Source organism: Mesorhizobium sp. M1252 (assembly GCF_040318265.1).
In the GTDB taxonomy this organism is placed as follows: domain Bacteria; phylum Pseudomonadota; class Alphaproteobacteria; order Rhizobiales; family Rhizobiaceae; genus Mesorhizobium.
The window spans coordinates 522,313-547,469 of record NZ_JAMYLX010000002.1; the positions used below are offsets into that span (position 1 = coordinate 522,313).

Sequence of the window (25,157 nt, forward strand, 5' to 3'; positions counted from 1 at the left end):
TCCGTCCCGGCTTGTCCTAGCCGATGTTGCGGATGAACTGCTTCAGCCTTTCGGATTTCGGTGCGCCGAATATCTGCTCCGGCGGCCCCTCTTCCTCGACCAGCCCGTTGCAGAGGTAGACGACATGGGTCGCGACCTCGCGGGCGAATTTCATTTCATGCGTGACCAGCACCATGGTGCGGCCCTCGCGCGCCAGGTCGCCGATCACCTTCAGCACCTCGCCAACCAGCTCCGGGTCGAGCGCCGAGGTCGGCTCGTCGAACAGCATGACGCGCGGGTTGATGGCCAGGGCGCGGGCGATCGCCGCGCGCTGCTGCTGACCGCCGGAGAGATAGGCCGGATAGACGTCGCGCTTTTCGGCGAGGCCGACGCGCGCCAAAAGCTTTTCGGCTTCCCTGATCGCCACGTCGCGCCTTACGCCCAGAACATGCACCGGAACCTCGATGACGTTCTCGATCAGCGTCATGTGGCTCCACAGGTTGAAGTTCTGGAACACCATGCCGAGCTTGGCGCGGATGCGTTCGATCTGCCGGCGGTCGGCGGGCACGGTGTGGCCGTGGCTGTCGGCCTTGAGTTTGATCTCCTCGCCATTGACGCGGATGATGCCGCTGGTCGGGTTTTCCAGGCAGTTGATGCAGCGCAGCAGCGTCGACTTGCCGGAACCCGAGCCGCCGATAATGGCGATCACTTCGCCGTCGCGCGCCGACAGCGAAACGCCTTTCAGCACATGCAGCTGGCCAAATTTCTTGTGCAGGTTCTCGACATGGATGGCTTCGGCGGCGCCGTCCTGCGCCTTGCCGGATTGGACTGCGGCGGTTCCCGCCGCGCTCACCGGGGAACCTCTGCCACAGGGTCCACGGCAGATCGTCGAACGTCTATCCGGCTAATCAACATACGCTGTAATGCCCACTCCAGACTTCAGCATGGACCCAACAGCGCGAGCCCGTCAATCCCGCTCATTACGGCACTTGCGGCCTTATTGTGCAAGTGTATAAATAGCCTCCGATGAAATTTTTTCCATTTTTTTCACCTTGAACACGGCATTGAAAAGGGCACTGATGAGCGCTTTCGGATCACAATCCATGGCGGCGCCGTTGCGGCGCGTGCTGATGCGGTCGGCGGCCAATGCCATGCGCGGTGCCGACCGGGCTACCTGGCACTATGGCCCGGGTTTCGACCCGGCGAAAGCGGCGGCGCAGCACGCGGCTCTCGCTGAGCTGGTGGCGGCGTCCGGCGCCGAAATCGAATGGATCGATGACAAGGCCGACGGGCTGTCGGATTCCGTATTCACCCACGACCCGTCGCTGATGACCGACCGCGGCGCGCTGATCCTGTCCATGGGCAAGCCATTGCGCGCCCGGGAGCCATCGCTGCATGAGGAAACCTACACACGCCTGGGTATTCCCATCCTCGGCCGCGTCCAGGCTCCCGGCCAGGTAGAAGGCGGCGATTGCGTATGGCTGGATGCCAGCACGCTGGTGATCGGGCGCGGGGTGCGCTCCAACCAGGAAGGCATACAGCAGGTTTCCAATCTGCTGACGCCGCTCGGCATTTCCGTCTACGGTTTCGATCTGCCGCTGTGGCAGGGCGAGGAGGCGTGCCTGCATCTGATGTCGGTGATCAGCCCGCTGGCCGACGACCTGGCCCTGGTCTATTCACCGCTTTTGCCGGCGCCGTTCTATCAGTTGCTGAAGGCGCGCGGCATCCGGCTGGTGGAAGGCGACGCCGAAGAGTTTGCCGCGTCCAACGGCCTCAGCCTGAACGTGCTGCCGACCAGCCCGCATAAGGTCATTGCCGTCGCCGGCTTTCCCAAGACCAAGGCCGCGATGGAAGCCGCCGGCTGCACGGTTCAAATCTTCGAGGCGGATGCCCTCTGCATCGCCTGCGAAGGTGGGCCGACATGCCTGACGCGGCCCATCCTGCGGCAATGAATGAGCGCCGCAAGTTCCGCCGCGAGGGCGAGGAGCGGCGGCGGCAGGATCTGATTGACGCGACCCTGGACAGCGTGGCCGAACATGGGCTGGAGGGCGCCAGCCTGCGCACCATCGCACTGCGCGCCGGTGTCACCGCCGGGCTGATCCGGCACTATTTCCCCGGCAAGGAAGACTTGCTGCAGGAAACGTACGCGGCGCTGATGGGCCGCATGACCGAGCGGGCGAAGGCGGCATTGCTCATGGAAGACGCCTCGCCGCGCCAGCGCCTTGCGGCCTTCGTTACCGCCAACCTCAACGCGCCGATCATCGATGCACGCGTGTTTTCGCTGTGGGCAACCTTCATCGGCCGCGCCGGCGCGGATCCGAGCCTGGCTCGCGCCCACCGCGAAGGCTATCTTGGCTTTCGCAACGAGGTGGAAGCAGTCGTTGCCGAAGTGCTCGGCGCCGAGCAGCGCAGGCCAAACGCAAATGAACTGCGCCGCCATGCCATTGCCATCAACGCGATCATCGACGGGCTCTGGATCGAAGGCTGTCTGGCCGCAGAGATGTTCTCGCCTGGCGAATTGGCGGCGATCGGCGTCAAAGCCATAGAGGCCGAGCTCGGCCTCGCGCCGCAAAAGGGAGAGAAGCCATGACCACCATCGGCGAAGCGCTGATCACGCTGCTCGAAGCGCATGGCGTCGACACCGTTTTCGGCATTCCTGGCGTCCACACTGTCGAGCTTTACCGCGGGCTGGCGCGTTCAAAGATACGCCATGTCACGCCGCGTCACGAACAGGGCGCCGGCTTCATGGCCGACGGCTATGCCCGCGCCAGCGGCCGGGCGGGCGTTGCCTTTGTCATCACCGGACCGGGGCTGACCAACACCATCACCGCAATGGGCCAGGCGCGCGCCGATTCGGTGCCGATGCTGGTGATTTCGGGCGTCAACGCGATGCCGACGCTGGGCAAGGGGCTGGGCTTCCTGCACGAACTGCCGGACCAGCGCGGCATGATGGAGAAGGTGGCGCTGTTTTCGCAGCGTGTCACCGAGGCCAGCGAATTGCCGGGCGCTCTGGCGCGGGCCTTTGCGCTGTTTTCGTCGTCGCGGCCAGGCCCCGTCCATATCGAGATCCCGACCGACGTCATGGTCAAACCGGCCGACGGCATCGCTGCTTCGCTCACCAATGCGGCGCCGCCGGCGCCGGATGGCGCAGCCATTGCCGAGGCAGCCAAACTGATCGCAGCCGCGCGCCGACCGCTGATCCTTGCCGGTGGCGGCGCCAAGCGCGCCGAACAGCCACTGCAGCGCCTGGCCGAGCGGCTCGGCGCACCTGTCGTCCAGACCGCCAATGCGCGCGGTCTGCTGCACGCGCATCCGCTTTGCGTGCCGGCCAGCCCCAGCCTGAAGGCGGTGCGTGCGCTGATGGCAGACGCCGATCTGGTCATCGCCGCCGGCACCGAATTCGGCCCGACCGACTATGACGGTTACAGCGACGGCGGCTTCGTGCTGCCCGCCAATCTGATCCGCATCGATATCGGCGCCGACCAGCTCGCCCGCCGCCCGGTGAGCGTCGGCATCCAGGCCGATTGCGCGGAGGTGCTTGGTGCACTGCTAGGCGCGCTCCACCCTGATCATGCCGCAGCGAAGGACGGCGAGAGCCGCGCAGCCGCGTCGAGAAAGGCGGCCTTTGCCGAGCTCAGCCCGGCCTATGCCGCGCAGGTGCGTGCGGTGGAAACCATCCGCGACGCACTGCCGGGCGCCATCATCGTCGGCGATTCCACCCAGCCGATCTACGCCGCCAATCTCTATTACGACCATGACCGGCCAGGCGGCTGGTTCAACGCCGCCACCGGTTTCGGCGCGCTCGGCTACGGGCCGCCGGCGGCGATCGGCGCAGCGCTCGCCATGCCCGGCGTGCCGGTGGTTTGCCTGACCGGCGACGGCGGCTTCCAGTTCACCTTGCCGGAGCTAGGCGCGGCGCTCGATGCACCCGCACCGGTCATCTTCGTCGTCTGGAACAACAGAGGCTATCGCGAGATCGAAACGTCGATGCTCGATGTCGGCGTCGAGCCGGTCGGCGTGTCCCCGGCGCCGCCGGATTTCTGCAAGCTGGCCGAGGCCTACGGCATATCAGCCGAGCGGCTTGCCGGTACTGCCGGTCTCGCCGATGCGCTCAAACGCGCACGCGCAACCAGACTGCCGCACGTCATCGAAATCACCATCGACTGACGCCTGGCCGCGCGCCGTACGTCCATGCGCGGGGGTCGGAAGGGGCGGTCGGCGGCTTCGAGCGATGCAAAGACGCAACAACTGCCATGTCGAGATGTCGGTTGAGTGATCGTGCAAAAGGCGCGACGCTCTGCGTCGGCGCGGCACGACAAGCGACATAATCATAAGAAACGACAGGAGCGTCCAGGATGACGGAAACAGTTCAGGGCAAGCATATCGTGGTGACCGGTGGCACCGGGGCGCTGGGTGCCGCGGTCGTCGGCAAATTGCTGGCGGACGGCGCGATCTGCCATGTGCCCAATGCCCACGCGTCGGCCCCCACGCATTTCCCCTTCGCGGCCCATGATCGCGTCCGGCTGGCGCATAATGTCGATCTCGCCGATCCTGCCAAGGTCGATGCCTTCTATGACAGCGTTCCCGAATTGTGGGCCTCCATCCATCTGGCCGGCGGCTTTGCCATGGCCCCCGTCGAGAAAATCGAATCCGCATCCTTTGCCGAAATGATGGACACCAACGCCCGCACCGCCTTTCTGTGCTGCCGCGCGGCAGTACGCTCCATGCTTGGCTCGGCCACTGCGGGCCGCATCGTCAATGTCACGGCACGCGCCGGGCTCGACCCGCGCAGAGGCGCCGGCATGGTCGCCTATACCGCCAGCAAAGCGGCAGTGGCGGCGATGACCGTGGCGATGGCGGAAGAGCTGAAGCACAAAGGCATACTGGTCAACGCGGTAGCGCCCTCGACGCTCGATACGCCGGCCAACCGCGCCGACATGCCGGATTCCGATTTCGGCAAATGGGTCAGCCTCGAAGCCGCCGCCGAGGCAATCGCCTATCTGGCATCACCGGCCAATCTGGCAATGAGCGGAACGCTGGCGCCACTTTACGGCCGCGCCTGAAGTTCCGCCGCGCAGGCGACTCATTTGGTTTGGCTTCCGATGGCGGCCTTTGCCGACCTCGCCTGATCTACAGCGGAGGTTAGCCATTCAATCATGGCGACCGCCGACGCCTCCACGGCATTAGAAGGCCTGCGACTACGTCAGGTTCGAGACGCCCGCTTCCACGACCTCGACTGCGTCGCCGATGGCGATCGCGCCGGCGTTGTTGGGAATCGCATTCTGGCCGAAGATGATGCCGCCCTTGGCGGAGCGGTGGATTTTGCCAAGCGTCTGCAACGGCTCGCGCGGGTCCGGCTGCTCGCCGCTCAACGGATCTCGGGTCGTGATGACGCACCGCGAGCAAGGCTTTGCGATGCGCAACTCGACAGCGCCGATGCGGATCGTCTTCCAGCTGTCTTCGAGCCATGCGCCGTCTGCGTCGACGACGATGTTTGGCCGGAACCGCGCCATCTCGATGGGCCTGGCAAGATGGCTGTTCAGATGGTTCAGCGAGCCTGTCGTGGCGATCAGCAGCGGAAAACCGTCGGCAAAGCCGACGAAATCGCCGGGCTGGCCGAATTCCGCATCGACCGGCCGGTTTTGCGGATCGTCGAAATAGACGAGATCGACGGGCCGGCCAAGAATAGCCGAGAGATAGGCGCCGGCGGCCGGATCGCCCGGCCGCGCGGCAGCCATATCCTTCCAGATCTTGACTTGCCGGAGCGCGGTGCTGGGAGCCGGAGCCTCGACGAAGTGCGAGCCATGCCTGTCATGTTTCAACAGGATGCCCGTTTCGCGATGCTCGACGTCGATCGTCGTCATATCAGGTATCTGGCGAATGGTGAGGAACTGCCCATCCTTGTCGACGACCATCCAGCGGCGGTCGCCTTCCATGCCCATTGTCTCGATGTCGGCGCTCGGCACGGCATGGCCGCGCAGGCTCTTGACCGGATAGCGATAGAGTTCGGCGACCTTCATCCCGCATGCTTCTCTGTTGCCCGAAGGGCCTTCCGTGTTTACGTCTGCAACGACGGCCGAGCCTACAACCGCGCGTGCGGAATTGAAGGGGTTGCACGGTCTTAGTCTTGTGCCAATCGCGCAGCCGAGCATGAAAAACCCGCGAGCCTTGCGGCCCGCGGGTTTTCTTGTTCAGGCTGCGCGCGAGGCGCAGCCGAGGCCTAGCTTGCGCGAAGCGGCTTACGCGCTGCGCGCGAAGCGGCTTAGCTGCCCTGCTTCTTCAGCGCGGCGCCAAGGATGTCGCCCAGCGAAGCGCCGGAGTCGGTAGAGCCGTACTGTGCGACGGCTTCCTTCTCTTCGGCGATTTCCAGCGCCTTGATCGAGACCTGCAGCTTGCGGGTCTTCTTGTCGAAGGCGATGACGCGGGCGTCCAGCTTCTGGCCGACCGAGAAGCGCTCGGGGCGCTGCTCGTCACGGTCCCGGCTGAGGTCGTTGCGCTTGATGAAGGTCTCGATGCCGCTGTCGACCAGCCGCACTTCCAGACCGCCATCCTTGATGCCGGTGACTTCGCAGGTGACGACAGCGTTCTTGCGCAGTTCGCCTGAAGTCGCGGCTTCGCCGACCGTGTCCTTGGCCAGCTGCTTGATGCCGAGCGAGATGCGCTCCTTGTCGATGTCGACGTCGAGCACCTGCGCCTTGACCATGTCGCCGCGATTGTACTCTTCGATGACCTGCTCGCCCGGACGGGTCCAGTCGAGGTCGGAAAGGTGCACCATGCCGTCCACGTCGCCTTCGAGGCCGATGAACAGGCCGAACTCGGTCTTGTTCTTGACCTCGCCCTCGACCTGGCTGCCGACCGGATGGCTCGCGGCAAAAGCCTGCCACGGGTTTTCCAGCGTCTGCTTGAGGCCGAGCGAGATGCGGCGCTTGGCCGGATCGACCTCGAGCACGACAACGTCGACTTCCTGTGTCGTCGACAGGATCTTGCCGGGGTGCACGTTCTTCTTGGTCCACGACATTTCCGAAACGTGGATGAGGCCTTCGATGCCCGGCTCCAGCTCGACGAACGCGCCGTAGTCGGTGATGTTGGTGACGGTACCCTTGATCTTCTTGCCGATCGGGAACTTGGTGCCGATCTCGGACCACGGATCGCTCTCGAGCTGCTTCATGCCGAGCGAGATGCGGTGGGTTTCCTGGTTGATGCGGATGATCTGCACCTTGACCGTCTGACCGATGTTGAGGATCTCGGTCGGGTGGTTGACGCGGCGCCATGCCATGTCGGTGACATGCAGCAGGCCATCGATGCCGCCGAGGTCGACGAACGCACCGTAATCGGTGATGTTCTTGACGACGCCTTCGACAACCTGGCCTTCTTCGAGGTTCTGCACGATTTCCGAACGCTGTTCGGCGCGGCTTTCCTCGAGCACGGTGCGGCGCGACACCACGATGTTGCCGCGGCGGCGATCCATCTTGAGGATCTCGAAGGGCTGCGGGTTGTGCATCAGCGGAGAGACATCGCGGATCGGGCGGATATCGACCTGGCTGCGCGGCAGGAAGGCCACGGCGCCGTCGAGGTCGACAGTGAAGCCGCCCTTGACCTGGTTGAAGATGACGCCTTCGACGCGCTCACCCTTGGTGAACTTCTCTTCGAGCTTGACCCAGCTCTCTTCGCGGCGGGCCTTGTCGCGCGACAGGACGGCTTCGCCCAGCGCGTTTTCGATGCGCTCGACCATGACCTCGACCGTGTCGCCGACCTTGAGCGTCGAGTCCTTGCCCTTGACGCCGAATTCCTTCAGCGGCACGCGGCCTTCGACCTTGAGGCCGACATCGATGATGGCCATGTCTTTTTCGATCGCCAGGATCGTGCCCTTGACGACCTGACCTTCGCCGGAGTGGCCGGCGGTAAATGATTCTTCGAGCAGGCTCGCGAAATCGTCGCGAGTGGGATTTGCAGCTGACATATTTTCTCCTGGAGTGCCCCGCATCTCTTGCGGGACGGGCGCCGTGGGTTAGCGTTGCGTTGGCCTGCCGGCGTTCCGGGCTACAAAAGCCCTGGGCCGCCTAAGCGGCAATTCCGGCGCATGAAGAATGCTGGCAGGCTGGTTCGTGCCCGATATGGGTATTTTCTTCGCTTCCGGCAATCGGTGGCAGCGGGAAAACCCTGGATCAGGCTTTATCTCTCTTGGCCAAGGCGTCGTCGATGATCGCTTTGGCCGCCAGAAACGCGGCCTCTATAGCCATTTCGGAGGTATCAAGCAAGTGCGCGTCGGCGGCGGGCTTCAGCGGCGAGTCGGCCCTGCCCATGTCGCGCTCGTCGCGGCGCATGATATCGGCAAGGATTTCGGCGAAATTGGCAGTGCCGCCGATGCTCTCGATTTCCGCCAGCCGGCGCTGCGCCCGCACCTGCGCACTCGCCGTCACATAGAGTTTTATGTCGGCGTCAGGGCACACGACCGTGCCGATGTCGCGCCCGTCGAGCACCGCGCCCGGCGGCGTTTTGGCGAAATCGCGCTGCTTTTCGACCAGGATGCGCCGAACGGTAGGGTAAACCGCTACCTTCGAAGCCGCTTCGCCGACAGCATGCGCCGACAAGACCGCCCGGTCGAGCTTGGCTAGATTGACCTGGCGGGCAGCGGTTTCGGCGGCCGAGACATTGTCGAGCGGCAGCGCGTGCCGGATCAACGCATGGGCGACCGCGCGATAAGTGAGGCCGGTGTCGAGCAGGTTGAGACGGTAGTGGTCGGCCAGCCGGCGGGCCAGCGTGCCCTTGCCGGCGCCGGCCGGGCCGTCGATGGCGATGGTGAACGGCAATTCGAACCTCGAAGATTTGCTGCTATCAGGATCGAAACTGGAAACCCGCATCTTTCAGCTTCAGAGCTTCATTTCCAGCGTAAAAGCCACTGTGCAGATGATTTAGATTTTTCCGCACCAGGCGTAGCAGCGCGTCGCCAATCTTGGTGAATGCCGCATGCTTCTCTATCAACTGCCCAAAATCGTCGAAGTCGCGCGCTTGGAAATAAAATCGGCCCTGAAAAATTGAACTGCCTTCGGTCCGGGATGGGTTGTACTGTATCACAGATGAGCGGCTGAGATCGGGATCATACGTATCGTTGTATGGATTGTGCTTCCAAACAATTTCCTCCCTCAGTGCCTTGGGAACGAGATGAAAGCCCTCGACCTTACGGCCCGGGTGCACTCGTTCAAATTTTTCTTTCAGCGAGGGTGCGGGGGTCTTCGACTGGCTGTTGATCACCGCGAATACCCCCTTTGAAAGCACGATGGACTGAAGCTCAGTTTGATCTTTGTCTGACAACCAGAAATTGACCTGCCTGCCCATCATTGCCGCGATTCCGACATGCACTCTCATGCACGAATACTGCACATTGAGACAGGGAAAATCACCCAATCTCCGCGCCCAGCCCCGTCATCAGCCCCATGAACTCCGGGAAGCTCGTCGCGATCATTGCGGCGTCGTCGATGGTTACCGGCTTTTCCGTTGCCAGCCCCATCACCAGGAAGCTCATGGCGATACGATGGTCGAGATGCGTCTGCACCGTCGTGTCCTGGCCATTGGGATGGCCGCCCAGCCCCTTGCCGCCGGGCTTTCCGCGCACCGCGAGCGAAGCTTCGCCTTCGGTGCAGTCGACGCCGTTGAGCTTCAGCCCATTGGCAACCGCTGCCAGTCGGTCGGATTCCTTCACCCGCAGCTCTTCCAGCCCCTGCATCAACGTCTCGCCCTCGGCGAAGCTCGCGGCAACCGCCAGCACCGGATATTCGTCGATCATCGACGGCGCCCGCTCGGGCGGCACGGTGACGCCCTTGAGCTCGGAGTAGCGCACGCGCAGATCGGCAACATCCTCGCCGCCGGCATTGCGCGGGTTCAAGATGTCGATCTGGCCGCCCATTTCCTGCAACGTTAGAAGCAGGCCGGTGCGGGTGGGGTTCATCAGCACGTTCTCGATGATGATGTCCGAACCCGGCACGATCAGTGCCGCGACCAGCGGGAAGCCGGCCGAGGAGGGGTCGCCGGGCACGGCGATGGTCTGCCCTGTCAATTTGCCCTGGCCCTCGATGAAGATGTGGCGCACGCCGCGCTCGTCGGTCTCGACCGAGAGATTGGCGCCAAATCCCCTAAGCATCTTTTCGGTATGATCGCGCGTCATCACCGGTTCGATCACGGTGGTGATGCCGGGCGTGTTGAGGCCTGCCAGCAGCACGGCCGACTTCACCTGCGCCGAGGCCATCGGCACGCGGTAGGTAATGGGTGCGGCGTGTTTCGGCCCATGCAGCGTGATCGGCATGCGGTCGCCCGGCGTCGCCTTCAGCACCTGCACGCCCATCTGGCGCAAGGGTTCGAGCACGCGGCCCATCGGCCGTCCCGACAGCGATGCGTCGCCGATGAAGGTCGTTTCCATGTCGTAAGTGCCGACGAGGCCCATTGTGAGGCGGGAGCCGGTACCGGCATTGCCGAAATCGAGCGGGCCTTCCGGCTGCAGCAGCGCGCCATTGCCGGTGCCGCGGATCACCCACTCGGCGCCGCGCTTCTCGATATGCGCGCCCATCGCCTTCATGGCGGCCGCCGTGCGCATCACATCCTCGCCTTCGAGCAGGCCGGTGACGCGGGTTTCGCCGGAGGCAAGGCCGCCGAACATCATGGAACGGTGCGAAATCGACTTGTCGCCCGGCACGCGAGCGGTGCCGGAAAGGGCGGATGATTTGCGGGCGGTGGCCGGCTTGGCAGCGGCGGCGTGAGACATGGAATTTCCCTGGACGGAATGCCGGCGCACCGGCGCTTTTCATTTGTTGCGGCGGTCTCGTATCACGGCGGGCACGAATGGTCATCCCCATGGTCGTCGCTTGGCGCGAGGCCTTTCAGTGCTTGGTTTTGTGACGCCGGCTTTTCGCTTTGACAGCGCGGTAAACTGTGGTTAAGGGGACCACTCTTTTACTGACGAGGCTTGACGTGGCAAAAAACGAACTTGGCACAAAGCGTGTCGACCCTGAAACGGGCCGAAAATTCTACGACCTGAACAAGGACCCTATCGTCTCGCCCTATACGGGCAAGACGTATCCGCGTTCCTATTTCGAGGACGGCAAGATCGCCGCCCTCGAAGAGGAAGAGGAAGTGGCCGAGAAGGAAGTGGACGCCGAGGAAGAAGAAGGCGTTGAAGTCGTCTCGCTTGAAGAGGCCGACGAAGACGTCAAGGCCGGCGACGAGCTTCCCGACCTGGGCGACGACGAGGACGATGTCGATCTAGGCGACGATGAGGACGATACTTTCCTTGCCGACGAAGAGGAAGAAGACGACGACGTCGCCGACATGATCGGCGTCGGCGACGACGACGACGAAGTCTAGGAACGCTTCGAACGCATGCATTTAGCGGCGTTGACGGGCTATGACGAAAAAGCGGCCCTCGAAGGCTTGATCTTCAGGGAAGGCGGGGTTAGAAGCCGCCTGCACTAAACGGCGCGGTCCTGAAACCCGCGCCGGACCTCTCGCCGGCAACGGCGACGGCTGACTGCCGGAGTGGGGCCATAGCTCAGTTGGGAGAGCGCTTGAATGGCATTCAAGAGGTCGTCGGTTCGATCCCGATTGGCTCCACCAAACAGTCTTTTTCCGACGCTCGGTTTCGCGGCATTCGTGCTTGTCGCCTGCCAGTCGGCGCCTGAACCATCATCGCCGCCGCCAACGCCCGCACCTCAGCCCATGGCGCCTGCCGCGATCTCTGCTCCTGATGGTGCGGCGGTCCTCGATCCATCCGTGCGGGTTATGCCGCCCGGCGAAGGCGTCCCGGCCAAGTATGTCGCGTTTTCCGGCATATGGGGCGGACAGCTGGACGGGATGTATGACGGCAAGCTCGCCGTGCTGACGATTACGCGCGGCGGCAATGTCACCGCCACCTATGCCTGGGGCGATGTCGCCGACAACAAACCGGGCGTGGCCGACGGCGAAGGCAAGATTTTCGGCAACACGTTGAAACTGCGGCGCCTTCCCAATGGCGCGGACGTCAGCGCGGTCATTCAGGCGGACGGAACGCTGGCCGTCACCTATGGGCTTGCCGACCGAACCTATACGGGCACGTTCACCAAGCAATAATTGCGAGAGCTAATCTTCCGGGGGAGCCACGGCTGGCCCCTTCCCCGATCAGTGCAGGCCGAATTCGCGCAGCAGTTCTTCGCGATAGCGCACGAAGCGGCTCTCGCTGCGCTCGCGCGGGCGTGGCAGGTCGATGTCGATCAACCGCGCCGCGCCGCCTTTCTCCTTGGGCAGGATCAGCACCCGGTCGGCAAGATAGATCGCCTCCTCCAGATCGTGGGTGACCATCACCATGGTGACGTTCTCCTCGCTCCAGATGCGCGCCAGTTCCTCCTGCATGCCGATCTTGGTCATGGCGTCCAGCGCCCCCAGCGGCTCGTCGAGCAGAAGGATCTCGGGCTGCACGGTGAGCGCCCGGGCGATGCCGACGCGCTGCGCCATGCCGCCGGAAAGCTGGCTCGGAAAAGCATCGGCGAATTCGGCAAGGCCGACCAGGGCGACGTAGAAGCGGGCGCGTTCCTCGGCCTGCCTCTTGGGAACACCGCGCACTTCGAGGCCGAACGCGACATTGCCGAGCACGCTCAGCCACGGCAGCAGCCGCGGCTCCTGGAAGATCACGGCACGCTCGGCGCCGACGCCATGCACCGGCTGGCCGTCGATCGCGACACCGCCGCTGTCGGCCGCCTCCAGTCCGGCCAGAATACGCAGCAACGTGGTCTTGCCGGAGCCGCTGGCGCCGACAATGACCAGGCATTCCCCCGAACGAATGTCGAGGTTGAGCGTCCGCAGCACGGCAAGCTGGCGCCCGCCGAGGCTGAAGGATTTGGACAGGTCGCGGATCGAGACCTCCCCGCCGCGGTTGGAACCGGTCATCTCATCTCTCAGCTATTTCAGAGCTCAGTTGATCTTGGTTTCGCCGGGCCGGTACAGGATGTCGGCGGCTTTCAGCTTGCCCTTGGCCAGACGGCCGTCGCGCTCCAGCACGGCGACCCAGAAGTCGATGTCGCGGTCGGTCGCCTGCGCACCTTCGCGCAGACCAAAGCCGGTCCAGTAGCGGGCGAGATCGCCGTTTTCACCGCGCTTGTCGAGGATAGTGGCCAGCACCTTGCGGGCTTCGTCCGGGTTCTGGCGCGACCAGTCCGAGGCGCGCGCCGACTGTTCGACGAAGTTGCGCGCCGCATCCGGGTTGGCGGCAATGAAGTCGCGCCTGAGTACGACGAAGCCGCCGGCGAGTTCGCCGAGCACCTGCGTGTCGTCGAACACGCCGCGCACGCCGCCATTGGCGACCAGCGCGCCGGCAAAGGTCGCCTGCCAGTAGCCGAGGCCGGCAATGTCGACCTGGCGCGAGCGCAGCGTCTGCTCAAGCTGCGGGCCGGGCACGACAATGAGGTTGGCGGCGGTCGGCGGCAGGCCGACGCTGTGCAGGGCCTCACGCACCGTATAGTCGAGATGAGCGCCGAGCGTGTTGACAGAGATGGTCTTGCCGGCAATGTCGGCGATCGATTTGATCGGGCTGTCTTCCAGCACGTAGAAGACGCTCTTCACATCCTTGTTGATGCCGTTGCTCGGATACGCCGCGACGAAGTCGTTGCCGCCCGAGATCGAGTTGATCACCGCTGCGGTGGCGGCCGAGCCGATGTCGACGCTGCCGGAAGACAGCGCAAACAGCGATTCCGGTCCACCCGAGGAATAGCCGACATTCTCCAGCTCGACGCCGAGCCCTTTGAAGTAGCCGAGCTCGTCGGCCAGCTCGTGCGGGGAGATGCTGCCACGGCTGGCGAGGTAGCGGAACTTGACGGCTGCGGCTTGCGCAAAGGCCAGGCGCGGCAGGCCGGCGGCGATGAGGCCGGCGGCAAGCGGCGCGCCGGCAAGCAGCGAACGGCGGGTGATTTTCATGATCGGGTCCTTGTGAGGTAAACGGTCAGGGGCGGACTGCTCAGTTGACAGGATTGCTCCAGCGACAGAGCCGCCGCTGCAGGGTGACCAATGCCTGGTTGGCGATCAGGCCAAGCCCGGCGAGGATGACGATTGCCGCAAACATCAGCGGGATCTGGAAATTGTACTGCGCGTTCATCACCTGGAAGCCGATGCCCTTGTTGGCACCTATCATCTCGGACGCGATCAGCAGCAGCAGCGCCGTGGTGGCGCTCAGCCGCAAGCCGACGAAGATCGACGGCACGGCGCCCGGCAGTACGACGCGGCGAAACACGGTGAGCCGGCTCGCACCATAGACGCGCGCCATTTCAAGCAGCTTGGGATCGACTTCCTTGACGCCGCTGGTGGTATTGAGCAGCAGCGGAAACAGCGTCGCCCAGAAGATGACGAAGATCTTCGAGGTCTCGCCAAGTCCCAAGAGCAGGATGAACACCGGGTAGAGCGCCAGTGCAGAGGTCTGCCGGAACACCTGCAGGATCGGATCGAGCGCGGTTTCGACCGGGCGCACCTGGCCCATGAACAGGCCGAGCGGAATGGCGACGGCCACGGCTGCGGCAAAGGCGATGCCGGCGCGCTGCAGGCTGATGGCGATGTCGCCGAGCAGGCTGCCGCCGGCAAGCCCCTTCCAGAGCGCTTCGACGATCATGTCGATCGGCGGCAGCACCGCCGCGTTGACCCATCCGACGCTGCTCGCCACCTGCCAGAGCGCCAGGAAGCCGGCAAGCACGCCGTAGCGCTTCAGGAAGCGAACAGCAGCCCGGCCGCCGAGGCGCAGAAAGTCGGTGCCGAGCCCGGTTTCGCCACCACTGCGGCGAACCGTGATTTGCCGATCGATGTGCTGCAACGTCATTGCTTCACCCCTTCGATGCCAAGGTCATTCGGCGGCAAGGACGGTCGAGCGGGCGACGGTCCATGGATTTTCCGGGCGCCTGAGACCGAGATTCTCGCGCAGCGTGCGGCCTTCGTAAGCCGTGCGGAACAGGCCGCGCCGCTGCAGCTCGGGAATGACCAGGTCGACGAAATCGTCGAGCGCGCCGGGCAGCCAGGGCGGCAGGATGTTGAAGCCGTCGGCCGCCTCGCTGGTGAACCATTCCTCCAGCTGATCGGCGACCTGCGTGACGCTGCCGACGATGGTGTAGTGGCCGCGCGCCGTCGCTACCCATTGGTAAAGCTGGCGGATGCTGAAATTGTGCTCGTCGGCAATCTGCCGGATCAGCGCCTGGCGGCTTTTCATGCCTTCGGTTTCCTTGCTCGGCGGCAACGGGCCGTCGAGCGGATAGCCCCTGATGTCGAGCGTCTGGCCGGCCAGCCCGTTGAGCAGGGCGACACCGTCCTCGGGCAGGATAAGGTCGTTAAGCTGTTGGTATTTGGCACGGGCCTCGTCCTCGGTGCGGCCGACGAAGGGCGCGACGCCCGGCATGATCAGCACCTGGTCGGGATCGCGGCCGACTTCAGCCACGCGCGCCTTGATGTCGCGGTAGAATTCCTGCGCCGTCTCGAGCTTCTGATGGGCCGTGAAGATGACCTCGGCCGAGTGCGCGGCAAGCCCACGGCCGTCTTCCGACTGCCCCGCTTGTACGACAACCGGATGTCCTTGCACCGGGCGCGGCACGTTGAGCGGACCCTTGACGCTGAAATGCTCGCCCTTGTGGTCGATGTCGTGCAATCTGTCCTTGTCGTAGAAACGGCCCGACTGCTTGTCGCGGATGAAGGCGTCATCCTCCCAGCTGTCCCACAGCGCCTTGACCGTCTCGACATGCTCATGCGCCCTGGCATAGCGCTCGGCATGGCTGGGCTGGACGTCGCGGTTGAAATTGCGTGCCGTTTCGTCGCCGGCCGAGGTCACCACGTTCCAGCCGGCGCGGCCGTTCGACAACAGGTCGAGCGAAGCGAATTTGCGCGCCAGCGTGTAAGGCTCCTCATAAGTGGTGGACGCCGTTGCGATGAAGCCGAGATGCGTCGTCAGCGGCGCCAGCGCCGCAAACAGCGTCACCGGCTCGAAGCCGGCGATCTTGGCGTTGCCGCCCTCGCGGGCGCCGAGGCCGACGGTCAGGTTGTCGGCCAGGAAATAGGCGTCGAACAGGCCGCGCTCGGCGGTCAGCGCCAGCTTCTTGTGGAACTCGAAATTGGTGGCGCCGTCGGCCGGCGCATCGGGATGACGCCAGGCGGCGATATGCTGCCCGCCGCCGGGCAGGAAAGCGCCGAGCTTGATCTGCCGCGGCCTGCTATCGGACTTGCTGGCTCGAGTCATTGCAGGCGTCCTTCTGGTCTATGCGGGATGGAATATTGCGTCGCGGATCGTGGTTTCAGGCGGCAAGGACGACGCTGTAGGGCACGCCGGCCACCCGGCATGCCTCGGCGACCGCCTGCCGGGCTCGCGCCTTGACTGCCTCTGACACCAGCACGCCATCTGCAAAGTCCTTGTCCGAGGCGTAGATCGCGGTCGGCAGGGTCTGCGCCTCGAAGAAGCCGAACAACGGCCGCAACTGGTGTTCGACGACAAGCGAATGACGCTCGCCGCCGCCTGTTGCCGCCAGGATGATCGGCTTGCCGCGCAGCGACGACGGGTCGAGCAGGTCGAAGAAGTGCTTGAACAGCCCGGTGTAGCTGCCCTTGAAGGTCGGGGAGCCGACCACCAGCACGTCGGCGCCGAGCAGCTGCTCGATAATACCGCGCGCCGCCGGATCGAGATCGCCAAGCTGTCTTGCAGGCGCAAAGGACGGGCCGAGATCCTCGATGTCGAAAACGCTCAAAGCCGAGCCGGCCCGGCTCGCCACCTCACCGGCGATGTGGCTGACGAATGCCTTCGTCTTGGACGGACGGGTCAGGTTGCCGGACAACCCCACCACCAGCTTTTTTGACATCCGAGGCTCCTTCTCGCAAACGCACTATCCGCATTAAGCCTACCGATTTTGTAGAATTAAATGAGCGTGAAGATTTCAAAACCGGGCTCTGAAGCGAATGGAGTTTGCGGTACATCGCCTTTGGTTGGTTCATTTGGCCCCAAAAGCGCCGCGGCAGATGCTGACGCGGTCGCGCAAGGCATCGCCGGGGACCATGGCCTTGGTCCTTTGCGCACCGATGGGTATCGTCGCGAAACCGTCAAGGGCCGGCGGCATTGACACTGCGTTGTGTGAGTGTCGATTGAACCCGATCGCGTGGGCGACGAAGTAGGCAACTGGAATCAAAGAACAGGATGCGCGCATGAAAAAGATCGGCTTTCTTTCCTTCGGCCATTGGTCGCCCTCGTCGCAATCGCAGACGCGCTCGGCGTCCGACGCGCTGCTGCAGTCGATCGACATGGCCGTCGCCGCCGAGGAGCTGGGCGCGGACGGCGCCTATTTCCGCGTCCATCATTTTGCCCGCCAGCTCGCTTCGCCGTTTCCGCTTCTGGCCGCGGTCGGCGCCCGCACCAGCCGCATCGAGATCGGCACCGCCGTCATCGACATGCGCTATGAGAATCCGCTGTATATGGCCGAGGATGCGGGTGCTGCCGACCTGATCGCCGGTGGCCGGCTGCAGCTTGGCATCAGCCGCGGTTCGCCGGAGCAGGTGATCGACGGCTGGCGCTACTTCGGCTACGTGCCGCAGGACGGCAAAAGCGATGCCGACATGGCGCGCAACCATGCCGAGGTGTTTCTGGACGTGCTGCGCGGCGAAGGTTTCGCGCAACCCAATCCGCGGCCGATGTTCCCCAATCCTCCGGGAATGCTGCGGCTCGAGCCGTTCTCGGCCGGCCTGCGCGATCGGATCTGGTGGGGCGCCGCTACCAACGCCACCGCCGAATGGGCGGGCAAGCTCGGCATGAACCTGCAAAGTTCGACGCTGAAGTTCGATGAGGGCGGCCAGCCGCTCCACATCCAGCAGGCCGAACAGATCCGCGCCTATCGCGCGGCGTGGAAGGCGGCCGGCCACACACGCGAGCCGCGCGTGTCGGTCAGCCGCAGCATCTTTGCGCTGGTGAACGACCGCGACCGCGCCTATTTCGGCGGCGGCAGCAGCGAAGATCATTTCGGCTATATCGAGCCTGAGAAGCTTGCCGTCTTCGGCCGCTCCTATGCCGCCGAGCCCGATGTGCTGGTCAAGCAGCTGAAAGAGGATGAAGCGATCGCCGAGGCCGACACGCTGCTTCTGACCGTCCCCAACCAGCTCGGCGTCGAGTACAACGCCCACGTCATCGAGGCGATCCTGAAGCACGTCGCGCCGGCTCTGGGCTGGCGCTGACAAGAGGCGCCAGCCGCCCGGCAAACAAAGAGATAGACCGTTTCGCCGGCAAACGGTGAGACGCTCTAAGGGAAGAGGCGGCTAGGCATCCGCCTTGAAGGTCTGCTTCTGCTGGCCTAGCCCCTCGATGCCCAGTTCCACCACATCGCCGGGCTTCAGGAACACGGGCGGCTTCATGCCCAGCCCAACGCCGGGCGGGGTGCCGGTGGAGATGATGTCGCCAGGATGCAGCGACATGAACTGGCTGAGATAGGAAACGAGATAGGCGACGCCGTAGACCATGGTCCTGGTCGAGCCGTTCTGCATCGTCTTGCCGTTGACCGTCAGCCACATTTTGAGGTTCTGCGGATCGGCAACCTCGTCCTTGGTGACAAGCCACGGCCCGGTCGGACCGAACGTGTCGCAGCTCTTGCCCTTGGTCCACTGGCCCTGGCGCTCGGCCTGGAAGGCGCGCTCGGACACGTCATGGGCAACGGCATAGCCGGCGACATAATCCAGCGCCTCGGCTTCGCTGACGTATTTGGCTTTTCTGCCGATGACTACGGCGAGTTCAACCTCCCAGTCGGTCTTTTCCGAACCGCGCGGGATCAGCACATCATCGTCGGGGCCGACAATGGCCGAGCTCGCCTTCATGAAGATGATCGGCTCCGGCGGCACGGTGGCGCCGGTTTCGGCGGCATGGTCGGAATAATTCAGGCCGATGCAGATGAACTTGCCCGTGCCTGCGACGCAGGCGCCGAGGCGCGGCTTGCCGGAAACCGCCGGCAGCGAGTTCGGATCGAGCTTCGACAATGTCTCGAGCGACGCCGGATCGAGCGCCTTGCCGGCAATGTCGGTGACATGACCCGAAAGATCGCGGATCGTTCCATCCGCATCGAGCAGGCCGGGGCGTTCGCTCCCTATCTCGCCATAGCGCAGCAGTTTCATCTTGCTCTCCAAATTGTGGCCCAAGGCCGTTTTCAAAACTCGCTCCGCCAAGCGATGACTGGGCGGACTCTGGCTATCGGACCCGACCTGGGGCAAGCCGGACTTTAGAACTGTTCGAGCCTGGACCTGCGGATCAAGGCTATTGCTCAGATCGACCAGCCGCCGTCGATATTATAGGCCTGCCCTGAGGTGTACGTGGCACCGGCCAGATAAACCGCAAGATCGGCGATTTCCTCGGGCGTGCCGAGACGGCCCATCGGCTGGCGGGCAATGAAGGCTGCGCGGGCCGCGTCGTAATCGCCCTGCGCATGCATGCGGTCCTGCAGCGACGGGCTCTCGACGGTGCCGGGGCAGATGGCGTTGCAGCGAATGCCCTTGGCGACATAGTCCGCGGCAACCGCCTTGGTGAGACCGATCACGGCCGCCTTGGAGACGCCATAGGCGAAGCGGTTGGGCACGCCCTTGCCGGCGCCGGCGACGGACGACATGTTGATGATCGAGCCATCGCCGCGCTCCAGCATGCCGGGCAGTACCGCCCGAATGGTGCGGATCATGGCGCGGACATTGAGGTTGAAGGCGAAGTCGAGATCGGCATCCTTCATCTCGAGGATGGACCCGGAATGAACGAAGCCGGCGCAGTTGAACAGCACGTCGACGCGGCCGATTTCGGCGAAGCCCGACGTGACGGCATCATCGTTGAGGACGTCGAGCTTGCGGGTCTTGATGCCGGAGGTCTTGGCGAGTTCGGCCAGCAGCGCCTCGTTGATGTCGGTGGCGTGCACGACGGCGCCTGCCTTGGCGAAGGCCAATGCGCTCGCCCTGCCGATGCCTTGCGCCGCCGCCGTGACGACAACGACCTTGCCTGCCAGATCCGCCATGCGTTTCTCCTCGCCCTCTTTGGCCACTTCTCGGCCCGATTTAATGCCGGCTGACCGGGGCGTCCTGTGCCAGACAGGCGCGACTATGCGGCCTGCACAATCCATCAGTCCAAAATAACAAATGTTTTTTCTGGTTAAAGAACACACGTTCGGGCGTCAAGCCCGAACGCGATCACCTTCGCGACGGCCGATGTAATGCACATCGCTTGCTCTGATGCAACAACATGTATGACAACCGGGCAACGAGTCACGTTGCCATGGTTCGCTCAAGCACAGCGCGTTTCAGGCGGCATTAGTCGCCGTATGGCACCCAGACGTTCTTCACTTCGACGGCGCGGCGCAGCAGGGCATCGCCGGCGGCCTCGTCGGACGCCCAGTCGAGGCTGCGGCCGTTGCCGGTCCAGACGCGCTTGAGATTGCCGATGGAATCGGCCTCCGCCTTGGCGCAGGTGTCGGCATCGGCAAACAGCCAGAGCCCGTCGACATCGTCATGCTTGGCCAGCACGCCGGCAAGCTCCGCCGTGCGGCCGGTGACGATGTTGATGGCGCCGGCCGGAACGTCGGAATATTCGATCACCTGGTAGAGATCGGTGGCGAGCAGCGGGTATTTTTCCGACGGCACGGCGACCACGGTGTTGCCCATGGCAAGCGCAGGCGCCATCAGCGAGATGAACCCGAGCAGCGGCGCGCTGTCCTGGGCGACGATGCCGACGACGCCGACCGGCTCGTGCAGCGCCAGCGTGACGGCGCGGGCCGGCGGCTGATGCACCCTGCCCTCGAATTTGTCGGCAAGGCCGGCATAGAGGAAGAGCCGCTCGATGGACTGTTCTACTTCCTCCCGCGCGGCCTTGGCGTTGGCGCCGGTCAGTTCGGTGAGGCGGGCGGCGAACTCGCCGGTGCGGCCGGACAGATTTTCGGCGAGGTAGTAGAGCACCTGGGAACGGTTGTAGGCGGTCGCTTCCGGCCAGGCCTTGCAGGCGCGGGCGGCGGCAACGGCGTCGCGGATGTCCTTGCGGCTGCCGAGACCGACTTCGCCAGCTAGCTTGCCCTTGGCGGTGGCGACGGCGAGCGAGTAGTTGCCGTCAGGCCGAACCTGCTTGCCGCCGATGAAAAGCTTTGCCGTGCGGTCGATGGCGCCGCCGTCAGATTGCTCGACCGGTTGCGCCGATGACGTCGCCGGCTTGATCACCGGGCCGAGCGGCAGCTTTGCAGAGAGATATTCGAACATGCCCTCCCGGCCGCCTTCGCGGCCAAAGCCGCTTTCGCGATAGCCGCCGAAGCCGCAGGCGGCGTCGAACATGTTGGTGCCGTTGACCCAGACGACGCCGGCCTTCAGCTGCGGCGCGACATGCAGCGCGAGGTTGATGTTTTCGCTCCACACCGAGGCGGCCAGCCCATAGCGCGTGTTGTTGGCAAGCTCGATCGCTTCCTCAGTGTTGCGGAAGGTCATGGTGGCCAGAACCGGGCCGAACACCTCTTCCTGCGCCAATATATTTGCCGGCGAAACACCCGTGGCGAGCGTCGGCAGATGGTAGTAGCCGGAAGACGGCAGCACCGCATCGGGCTGCCAGCAGACGGCGCCCTGTCTGGCGCCTTCTGCGACCAGGCCCTTGACGCGGTCGAGCTGTGTGGCGTCGACTAGGGGGCCGATATCGGTGTTCTTGTCGAGCGGGCTGCCGACGCGAAGCCGGCTCATCCTGACCTTGACCTTGGCGATCAAGGCATCGGCAATGCCTTCCTGCACCAGAAGCCGTGACCCGGCGCAGCAGACCTGGCCCTGGTTGAACCAGATGCCGTCGACCAGTCCTTCGACGGCGCTGTCGAGATCGGCGTCCTCGAAGACGATGAAGGCCGACTTGCCGCCGAGCTCCAGAGACAGTTTCTTGCCCGATCCGGCCGTGGCTTTCCTGATGATCTTGCCGACCTCCGAAGAGCCGGTGAAGGCGATCTTCTGGATGCCGGGATGGTTGACGATGGCGACGCCCGCTTCCGGCCCGCCCTGGACGACGTTGACGACGCCCTTCGGCACGCCGGCCCGCTCGCAGATCTCGGCGAACAGGATGGCCGTGAGCGGGGTGAATTCGGCCGGCTTCAGCACCACTGTGCAGCCGGCGGCGAGGGCCGGCGCGATCTTCCAGGCCAGCATCAGCAGCGGGAAATTCCACGGAATGATCTGGCCGACGACACCGACACCCTTGTGGCCGGGGAAATCCTTGTCCAGCGCCTGCGCCCATCCGGCATGATGGATGAAATGGCGGATGGCCAGCGGCACGTCGATGTCGCGGCTTTCGCGGATCGGCTTGCCGTTGTCGATGGATTCCAACACCGCGAACAGCCGCTGATGGCGCTGCATGGCGCGGCCGATGGCATAGAGCACTTTTGCGCGCTGGTAGCCCGAGGATGCCGACCATTTCGGTAAGGCCTTGGTGGCTGCGGCGACGGCTGCGTCGATATCGGCGGCGCCGGCATCGGAGATCTTGGCCAGCAGCTTGCCGGATGAGGGTTCGCTGGTCTCGAAGGTCTTGCCGCCGCCTCCTGCCTTCCAGCCGCCGTCGATGAACAGCGCCTTGCCGAAATCGCGTCCGGCAAGCCAGGCATCGGCCTCGGTGCGGGCTTCCGGCGCCGGGCCGTATTCCATGGCGTGATAGCGTTCGAGAATGTTCATGACGCGCTCCAGATAATCGTCCTGGCAGGCGCTCTGTGGCGCCCCCCTCTGTCCTGCCGGACATCTCCCCCACAAGGAGGGAGATTAGCCTTCGCGCCTGTCGGCTCTGAAACGTCGACAATTGGCGAAATCGCCGACGTTAGCCAAACTCCCCCCAAGTGGGGGAGATGTCCGGCAGGACAGAGGGAGGCGCGAAGGAACTCGACGTTCAAGGCCTTCTCCGCCTCACGCCATCGCATGGCGGTGGTTGGCCGAATAATGCCCGGTCAGATGATGCTCGAGCTGGCGCTCGATATCGGTCAGCAGGCTCGAGGCGCCGAAGCGGAACAGGTCTGGCTCCAGCCATGGCCGGCCGAGCTCCTCCTTCATCAGCACCAGCCAGTCGAGCGAAGCCTTGGCTGTAGAGATGCCGCCGGCCGGCTTGAAGCCGATGAGAAAGCCGGTCTCCTCGAAATAGGCTCGGATGGCGCGCACCATGGCGAGGCCGACGGGCAGCGTGGCGTTGACGCTTTCCTTGCCGGTCGAGGTCTTGATGAAATCGGCGCCCGCCATCATCGCCACCATCGAGGCCAGCATGACATTTCGCAGCGTGGCGAGGTCGCCGGTGCCGAGGATAACCTTGAGATGCGCATCACCGCAGGCTTCGCGCATCGAGACGATCTCGTTGTAGAGCTCCTGCCATTTGGCGCCGAAGACCAAGCCGCGCGGGATGACGACATCGATCTCGTCGGCGCCGTCGCGCACCGAAGCCTCGATCTCCTGCAGGCGGGTCGACAGCGGCGCAAGGCCGTGCGGGAAAGCGGTGGAGACGGCGGCGACATGGATGCCGGTGCCGCGCACGGCATCAACAGCCGTCGCGACGAAGGGATGATAGACGCAGACCGCCGCCGGGCGGATTTTTTCGCCCTCGATGCCAAGCCCCTCGACGATGTCGCGGCGGAACGGGTTGATCGCCTTGGCGCACAGGCGGCGGACGCGCTCTTCGGTGTCGTTGGAATTCAGCGTCGTCAAATCCATGCAGGAGACGGCGCGCAGCAGCCATGCCGCCTGGTTGTCGGCCTTGATCGAACGACGCTTGGTCAGGCTGGCGACGCGGCGCTCCAGCGCCGAGCGATTGACCGAGCGCACCGATTCCATGAAGCCGAGATCGAGCCGCATGCCGGTGTTGCGGGCGATGCCATGCGATTGCGGAACGGGCGTGTTGGCTGCGGCACGCGCCGGCAGCGGCGTGACCTTGGACCCGCCGAGATCGGCTTCGCGGATTGTGCTGCTCATCTCCTGCCCTTTCGCTCGACGATTTTACGTCGTGGTGCGTGTCGTTGCTCCCGGACCGCACGGCGGCTTTAGGCGACGCACACCGAAGATAGCCCGTGAAGCATCGCTTCACGAGTCCTTCAAGCGGTCATAGCGGAAAAAGGCGGCGAAAGCAGCTGAATTTTGACCGCATGGTCAAAATTCCAATCGAGAAGCAGGCGCCGAGGCGCCTGCTGATGTCAGCCGACGAAAGCGCGCTCGACGACGAAGGTCGAGGGATGGCTGAGCGAGCCCTCATGGAAGCCGAGGCTTTCGGCCATTTCCTTGACGTCCTTCAGCATATGCATCGAGCCGCAGATCATGATGCGGTCCGTCTCCGGATTGAGCTTCTCGATGCCGAGGTCGGCGTAGAACTTGCCCGAGCCGATCAGCGCCGTGATGCGGCCCATGCACGCCGATTCTTCGCGGGTCGTCGAATTGTAGAGGGTGACGCGGCCGCCGGTCAGTTCGCCGATCAGGGGATCGTTCTCGAGCGCGGCCACCAGTTCCTGGCCATAGGTCAGTTCGGCATTGTCGCGGCAGGTGTGGGTCAGGATGACCTGATCGAATTTTTCGTAGGTATCGGGGTCGCGCAGAAGGCTGGCGAAGGGCGCAATGCCGGTGCCGGTCGAGATCATGAACAGGCGCTTTGCCGGGGTCAGCGCGTCGACAACCAGCGTGCCGGTCGACTTTTGGCGCATGATGACGGTGTCGCCGACCTGGATCTTCTGCAGTTCGGAGGTCAGCGGACCATCCGGCACCTTGATCGAGAAGAATTCCAGCTCCTCGTCCCAGGCCGGGCTGGCGACCGAATAGGCGCGGTACACCGGCTTTTCGGCATTGGGCAGACCGATCATGACGAACTCGCCGGAGCGGAAGCGCAACGACTGCGGGCGGGTGATGCGGAACGAGAACAGGCGGTCGGTGTAATGCTTCACCGAGACGACGGTTTCGGCATAGACATTGGCCGGAATCGGGAACTGCAGCGGACGGGCGCCGGCGGTGTTGAGTGCGGATGTGGTGTTCATCAATCCAACTCTGTCTTGCCCAAGCCACTACGCGGGCGCCAAACCGTTTCCTGCGCGCCCAGACCCTTCAGGTCCCGGCGTGCCGTTCACACACTCCAAAGCAGTAAGCTCTTGTGTCCCAAATTTATTAGTATACAAACGATATTTGTGTCAAGATACCACACTAAAACAGCATTCCAAACTGCGGCATAT

24 protein-coding genes and 1 tRNA gene are annotated in these 25,157 nt (G+C 64.1%); 8 read left to right on the forward strand and 17 right to left on the reverse strand.

What is annotated here, in order from left to right:
* Positions 1 to 16 precede the first annotated feature (16 nt).
* Positions 17 to 832, reverse strand: a complete 816-nt coding sequence (locus NKH22_RS05950) for an ABC transporter ATP-binding protein (RefSeq protein WP_023693139.1) — start codon at positions 830 to 832, stop codon at positions 17 to 19.
* 144 nt (positions 833 to 976) lie between these two features.
* Positions 977 to 1,132 (reverse strand): hypothetical protein, encoded by a 156-nt coding sequence (locus NKH22_RS05955; RefSeq protein ID WP_196813600.1) that lies wholly within the window; start codon positions 1,130 to 1,132, stop codon positions 977 to 979.
* Between NKH22_RS05955 and NKH22_RS05960 the strand changes: the two genes are divergently transcribed.
* The 4 genes from NKH22_RS05960 to NKH22_RS05975 all read left to right on the forward strand — a co-directional run bounded on the left by NKH22_RS05960 (position 1,059) and on the right by NKH22_RS05975 (position 5,042).
* Entirely contained in the window at positions 1,059 to 1,931 is an 873-nt protein-coding gene (locus NKH22_RS05960; protein ID WP_023693138.1) for a dimethylarginine dimethylaminohydrolase family protein, read from the forward strand. The two genes, NKH22_RS05955 and NKH22_RS05960, sit on opposite strands and share 74 nt — an antisense overlap.
* Positions 1,901 to 2,569, forward strand: a complete 669-nt coding sequence (locus NKH22_RS05965; protein ID WP_023693137.1) for a TetR family transcriptional regulator C-terminal domain-containing protein — start codon at positions 1,901 to 1,903, stop codon at positions 2,567 to 2,569. Before NKH22_RS05960 ends, NKH22_RS05965 begins: the two co-directional genes overlap by 31 nt.
* Positions 2,566 to 4,146 carry a 5-guanidino-2-oxopentanoate decarboxylase gene (locus NKH22_RS05970; protein ID WP_023693136.1) on the forward strand — a complete coding sequence of 527 codons (1,581 nt, stop codon included), beginning with the start codon at positions 2,566 to 2,568 and terminating at the stop codon, positions 4,144 to 4,146. Before NKH22_RS05965 ends, NKH22_RS05970 begins: the two co-directional genes overlap by 4 nt.
* A 188-nt stretch (positions 4,147 to 4,334) precedes the next feature.
* Positions 4,335 to 5,042, forward strand: a complete 708-nt coding sequence (locus tag NKH22_RS05975; protein WP_023822064.1) for an SDR family NAD(P)-dependent oxidoreductase — start codon at positions 4,335 to 4,337, stop codon at positions 5,040 to 5,042.
* Between the two features lie 135 nt (positions 5,043 to 5,177).
* On the opposite strand, the gene NKH22_RS05980 is transcribed toward NKH22_RS05975, so the two are convergent.
* The 5 genes from NKH22_RS05980 to aroA all read right to left on the reverse strand — a co-directional run bounded on the left by NKH22_RS05980 (position 5,178) and on the right by aroA (position 10,735).
* Positions 5,178 to 5,999, reverse strand: a complete 822-nt coding sequence (locus NKH22_RS05980; RefSeq protein WP_023822063.1) for an MOSC domain-containing protein — start codon at positions 5,997 to 5,999, stop codon at positions 5,178 to 5,180.
* A gap of 242 nt (positions 6,000 to 6,241) precedes the next feature.
* On the reverse strand, positions 6,242 to 7,939 hold the full coding sequence (rpsA, locus tag NKH22_RS05985) for a 30S ribosomal protein S1 (protein WP_023703671.1): 1,698 nt from the start codon (positions 7,937 to 7,939) through the stop codon (positions 6,242 to 6,244).
* A gap of 205 nt (positions 7,940 to 8,144) precedes the next feature.
* The gene (cmk, locus tag NKH22_RS05990) at positions 8,145 to 8,840 is read right to left on the reverse strand and encodes a (d)CMP kinase (protein ID WP_050589165.1); all 696 of its coding nucleotides are present in this window, start codon (positions 8,838 to 8,840) and stop codon (positions 8,145 to 8,147) included.
* Positions 8,815 to 9,318 carry a hypothetical protein gene (locus NKH22_RS05995; RefSeq protein WP_023703672.1) on the reverse strand — a complete coding sequence of 168 codons (504 nt, stop codon included), beginning with the start codon at positions 9,316 to 9,318 and terminating at the stop codon, positions 8,815 to 8,817. The genes cmk and NKH22_RS05995 overlap by 26 nt, the downstream gene beginning before the upstream one ends.
* Positions 9,319 to 9,376: 58 nt before the next feature.
* The gene (aroA, locus tag NKH22_RS06000) at positions 9,377 to 10,735 is read right to left on the reverse strand and encodes a 3-phosphoshikimate 1-carboxyvinyltransferase (protein ID WP_023822061.1); all 1,359 of its coding nucleotides are present in this window, start codon (positions 10,733 to 10,735) and stop codon (positions 9,377 to 9,379) included.
* A 206-nt stretch (positions 10,736 to 10,941) separates the two neighbouring features.
* Here aroA and NKH22_RS06005 point away from each other — a divergent pair, with 206 nt between their 5' ends.
* From NKH22_RS06005 to NKH22_RS06015, 3 genes are all read left to right on the forward strand, one after another.
* On the forward strand, positions 10,942 to 11,334 hold the full coding sequence (locus NKH22_RS06005; protein WP_023683538.1) for a TIGR02300 family protein: 393 nt from the start codon (positions 10,942 to 10,944) through the stop codon (positions 11,332 to 11,334).
* 173 nt (positions 11,335 to 11,507) lie between these two features.
* Positions 11,508 to 11,583 (forward strand) — tRNA-Ala (locus tag NKH22_RS06010).
* A gap of 102 nt (positions 11,584 to 11,685) precedes the next feature.
* Positions 11,686 to 12,075: a hypothetical protein gene (locus tag NKH22_RS06015; protein ID WP_023683541.1), complete on the forward strand. Its 390-nt coding sequence runs from the start codon at positions 11,686 to 11,688 to the stop codon at positions 12,073 to 12,075.
* A 48-nt stretch (positions 12,076 to 12,123) separates the two neighbouring features.
* On the opposite strand, the gene NKH22_RS06020 is transcribed toward NKH22_RS06015, so the two are convergent.
* The 5 genes from NKH22_RS06020 to msuE are packed head-to-tail and all read right to left on the reverse strand — an operon-like array spanning position 12,124 to position 16,814.
* Positions 12,124 to 12,888, reverse strand: a complete 765-nt coding sequence (locus NKH22_RS06020) for an ABC transporter ATP-binding protein (protein ID WP_023683542.1) — start codon at positions 12,886 to 12,888, stop codon at positions 12,124 to 12,126.
* 24 nt (positions 12,889 to 12,912) lie between these two features.
* Positions 12,913 to 13,911 (reverse strand): ABC transporter substrate-binding protein, encoded by a 999-nt coding sequence (locus NKH22_RS06025; protein WP_023671310.1) that lies wholly within the window; start codon positions 13,909 to 13,911, stop codon positions 12,913 to 12,915.
* Positions 13,912 to 13,951: 40 nt separating this feature from the next.
* Positions 13,952 to 14,800: an ABC transporter permease gene (locus tag NKH22_RS06030; RefSeq protein WP_023683543.1), complete on the reverse strand. Its 849-nt coding sequence runs from the start codon at positions 14,798 to 14,800 to the stop codon at positions 13,952 to 13,954.
* A 24-nt stretch (positions 14,801 to 14,824) separates the two neighbouring features.
* Entirely contained in the window at positions 14,825 to 16,201 is a 1,377-nt protein-coding gene (locus NKH22_RS06035) for an LLM class flavin-dependent oxidoreductase (protein WP_023700424.1), read from the reverse strand.
* Between the two features lie 55 nt (positions 16,202 to 16,256).
* Positions 16,257 to 16,814 (reverse strand): FMN reductase, encoded by a 558-nt coding sequence (msuE, locus tag NKH22_RS06040; protein ID WP_023683545.1) that lies wholly within the window; start codon positions 16,812 to 16,814, stop codon positions 16,257 to 16,259.
* 340 nt (positions 16,815 to 17,154) lie between these two features.
* Here msuE and NKH22_RS06045 point away from each other — a divergent pair, with 340 nt between their 5' ends.
* Positions 17,155 to 18,174, forward strand: a complete 1,020-nt coding sequence (locus tag NKH22_RS06045; protein WP_023819742.1) for an LLM class flavin-dependent oxidoreductase — start codon at positions 17,155 to 17,157, stop codon at positions 18,172 to 18,174.
* An 81-nt stretch (positions 18,175 to 18,255) separates the two neighbouring features.
* On the opposite strand, the gene NKH22_RS06050 is transcribed toward NKH22_RS06045, so the two are convergent.
* From NKH22_RS06050 to NKH22_RS06070, 5 genes are all read right to left on the reverse strand, one after another.
* On the reverse strand, positions 18,256 to 19,101 hold the full coding sequence (locus NKH22_RS06050; RefSeq protein WP_023689210.1) for a fumarylacetoacetate hydrolase family protein: 846 nt from the start codon (positions 19,099 to 19,101) through the stop codon (positions 18,256 to 18,258).
* 146 nt (positions 19,102 to 19,247) lie between these two features.
* The gene (locus NKH22_RS06055) at positions 19,248 to 19,979 is read right to left on the reverse strand and encodes an SDR family oxidoreductase (RefSeq protein ID WP_023689209.1); all 732 of its coding nucleotides are present in this window, start codon (positions 19,977 to 19,979) and stop codon (positions 19,248 to 19,250) included.
* Positions 19,980 to 20,271: 292 nt separating this feature from the next.
* Positions 20,272 to 22,644, reverse strand: coding sequence for an aldehyde dehydrogenase family protein (locus NKH22_RS06060; protein ID WP_352909151.1), 2,373 nt, complete (start codon positions 22,642 to 22,644; stop codon positions 20,272 to 20,274).
* 225 nt (positions 22,645 to 22,869) lie between these two features.
* Positions 22,870 to 23,919, reverse strand: a complete 1,050-nt coding sequence (deoC, locus tag NKH22_RS06065) for a deoxyribose-phosphate aldolase (protein ID WP_023689207.1) — start codon at positions 23,917 to 23,919, stop codon at positions 22,870 to 22,872.
* Positions 23,920 to 24,137: 218 nt separating this feature from the next.
* Positions 24,138 to 24,965, reverse strand: a complete 828-nt coding sequence (locus NKH22_RS06070) for a ferredoxin--NADP reductase (protein WP_023823935.1) — start codon at positions 24,963 to 24,965, stop codon at positions 24,138 to 24,140.
* Between the last annotated feature and the right edge of the window lie 192 nt (positions 24,966 to 25,157).

Bases quoted from the DNA above. Each gene is read 5' to 3' on its own strand.
- NKH22_RS06070 (WP_023823935.1), bottom strand. From the start codon at position 24,965: ATGAACACCACATCCGCACTCAACACCGCCGGCGCCCGTCCGCTGCAG.
- NKH22_RS06035 (WP_023700424.1), bottom strand. From the start codon at position 16,201: ATGACTCGAGCCAGCAAGTCCGATAGCAGGCCGCGGCAGATCAAGCTC.
- NKH22_RS05955 (WP_196813600.1), bottom strand. From the start codon at position 1,132: ATGGCATTGGCCGCCGACCGCATCAGCACGCGCCGCAACGGCGCCGCC.
- NKH22_RS06025 (WP_023671310.1), bottom strand. From the start codon at position 13,911: ATGAAAATCACCCGCCGTTCGCTGCTTGCCGGCGCGCCGCTTGCCGCC.
- aroA (WP_023822061.1), bottom strand. From the start codon at position 10,735: ATGTCTCACGCCGCCGCTGCCAAGCCGGCCACCGCCCGCAAATCATCC.
- deoC (WP_023689207.1), bottom strand. From the start codon at position 23,919: ATGAGCAGCACAATCCGCGAAGCCGATCTCGGCGGGTCCAAGGTCACG.
- NKH22_RS05960 (WP_023693138.1), top strand. From the start codon at position 1,059: ATGAGCGCTTTCGGATCACAATCCATGGCGGCGCCGTTGCGGCGCGTG.
- NKH22_RS06045 (WP_023819742.1), top strand. From the start codon at position 17,155: ATGAAAAAGATCGGCTTTCTTTCCTTCGGCCATTGGTCGCCCTCGTCG.
- NKH22_RS05975 (WP_023822064.1), top strand. From the start codon at position 4,335: ATGACGGAAACAGTTCAGGGCAAGCATATCGTGGTGACCGGTGGCACC.
- cmk (WP_050589165.1), bottom strand. From the start codon at position 8,840: ATGCGGGTTTCCAGTTTCGATCCTGATAGCAGCAAATCTTCGAGGTTC.
- NKH22_RS06030 (WP_023683543.1), bottom strand. From the start codon at position 14,800: ATGACGTTGCAGCACATCGATCGGCAAATCACGGTTCGCCGCAGTGGT.
- NKH22_RS06050 (WP_023689210.1), bottom strand. From the start codon at position 19,101: ATGAAACTGCTGCGCTATGGCGAGATAGGGAGCGAACGCCCCGGCCTG.
- NKH22_RS05995 (WP_023703672.1), bottom strand. From the start codon at position 9,318: ATGATGGGCAGGCAGGTCAATTTCTGGTTGTCAGACAAAGATCAAACT.
- msuE (WP_023683545.1), bottom strand. From the start codon at position 16,814: ATGTCAAAAAAGCTGGTGGTGGGGTTGTCCGGCAACCTGACCCGTCCG.
- NKH22_RS05970 (WP_023693136.1), top strand. From the start codon at position 2,566: ATGACCACCATCGGCGAAGCGCTGATCACGCTGCTCGAAGCGCATGGC.
- NKH22_RS06060 (WP_352909151.1), bottom strand. From the start codon at position 22,644: ATGAACATTCTCGAACGCTATCACGCCATGGAATACGGCCCGGCGCCG.
- NKH22_RS06015 (WP_023683541.1), top strand. From the start codon at position 11,686: ATGGCGCCTGCCGCGATCTCTGCTCCTGATGGTGCGGCGGTCCTCGAT.
- NKH22_RS05980 (WP_023822063.1), bottom strand. From the start codon at position 5,999: ATGAAGGTCGCCGAACTCTATCGCTATCCGGTCAAGAGCCTGCGCGGC.
- NKH22_RS05965 (WP_023693137.1), top strand. From the start codon at position 1,901: ATGCCTGACGCGGCCCATCCTGCGGCAATGAATGAGCGCCGCAAGTTC.
- NKH22_RS06020 (WP_023683542.1), bottom strand. From the start codon at position 12,888: ATGACCGGTTCCAACCGCGGCGGGGAGGTCTCGATCCGCGACCTGTCC.
- rpsA (WP_023703671.1), bottom strand. From the start codon at position 7,939: ATGTCAGCTGCAAATCCCACTCGCGACGATTTCGCGAGCCTGCTCGAA.
- NKH22_RS06055 (WP_023689209.1), bottom strand. From the start codon at position 19,979: ATGGCGGATCTGGCAGGCAAGGTCGTTGTCGTCACGGCGGCGGCGCAA.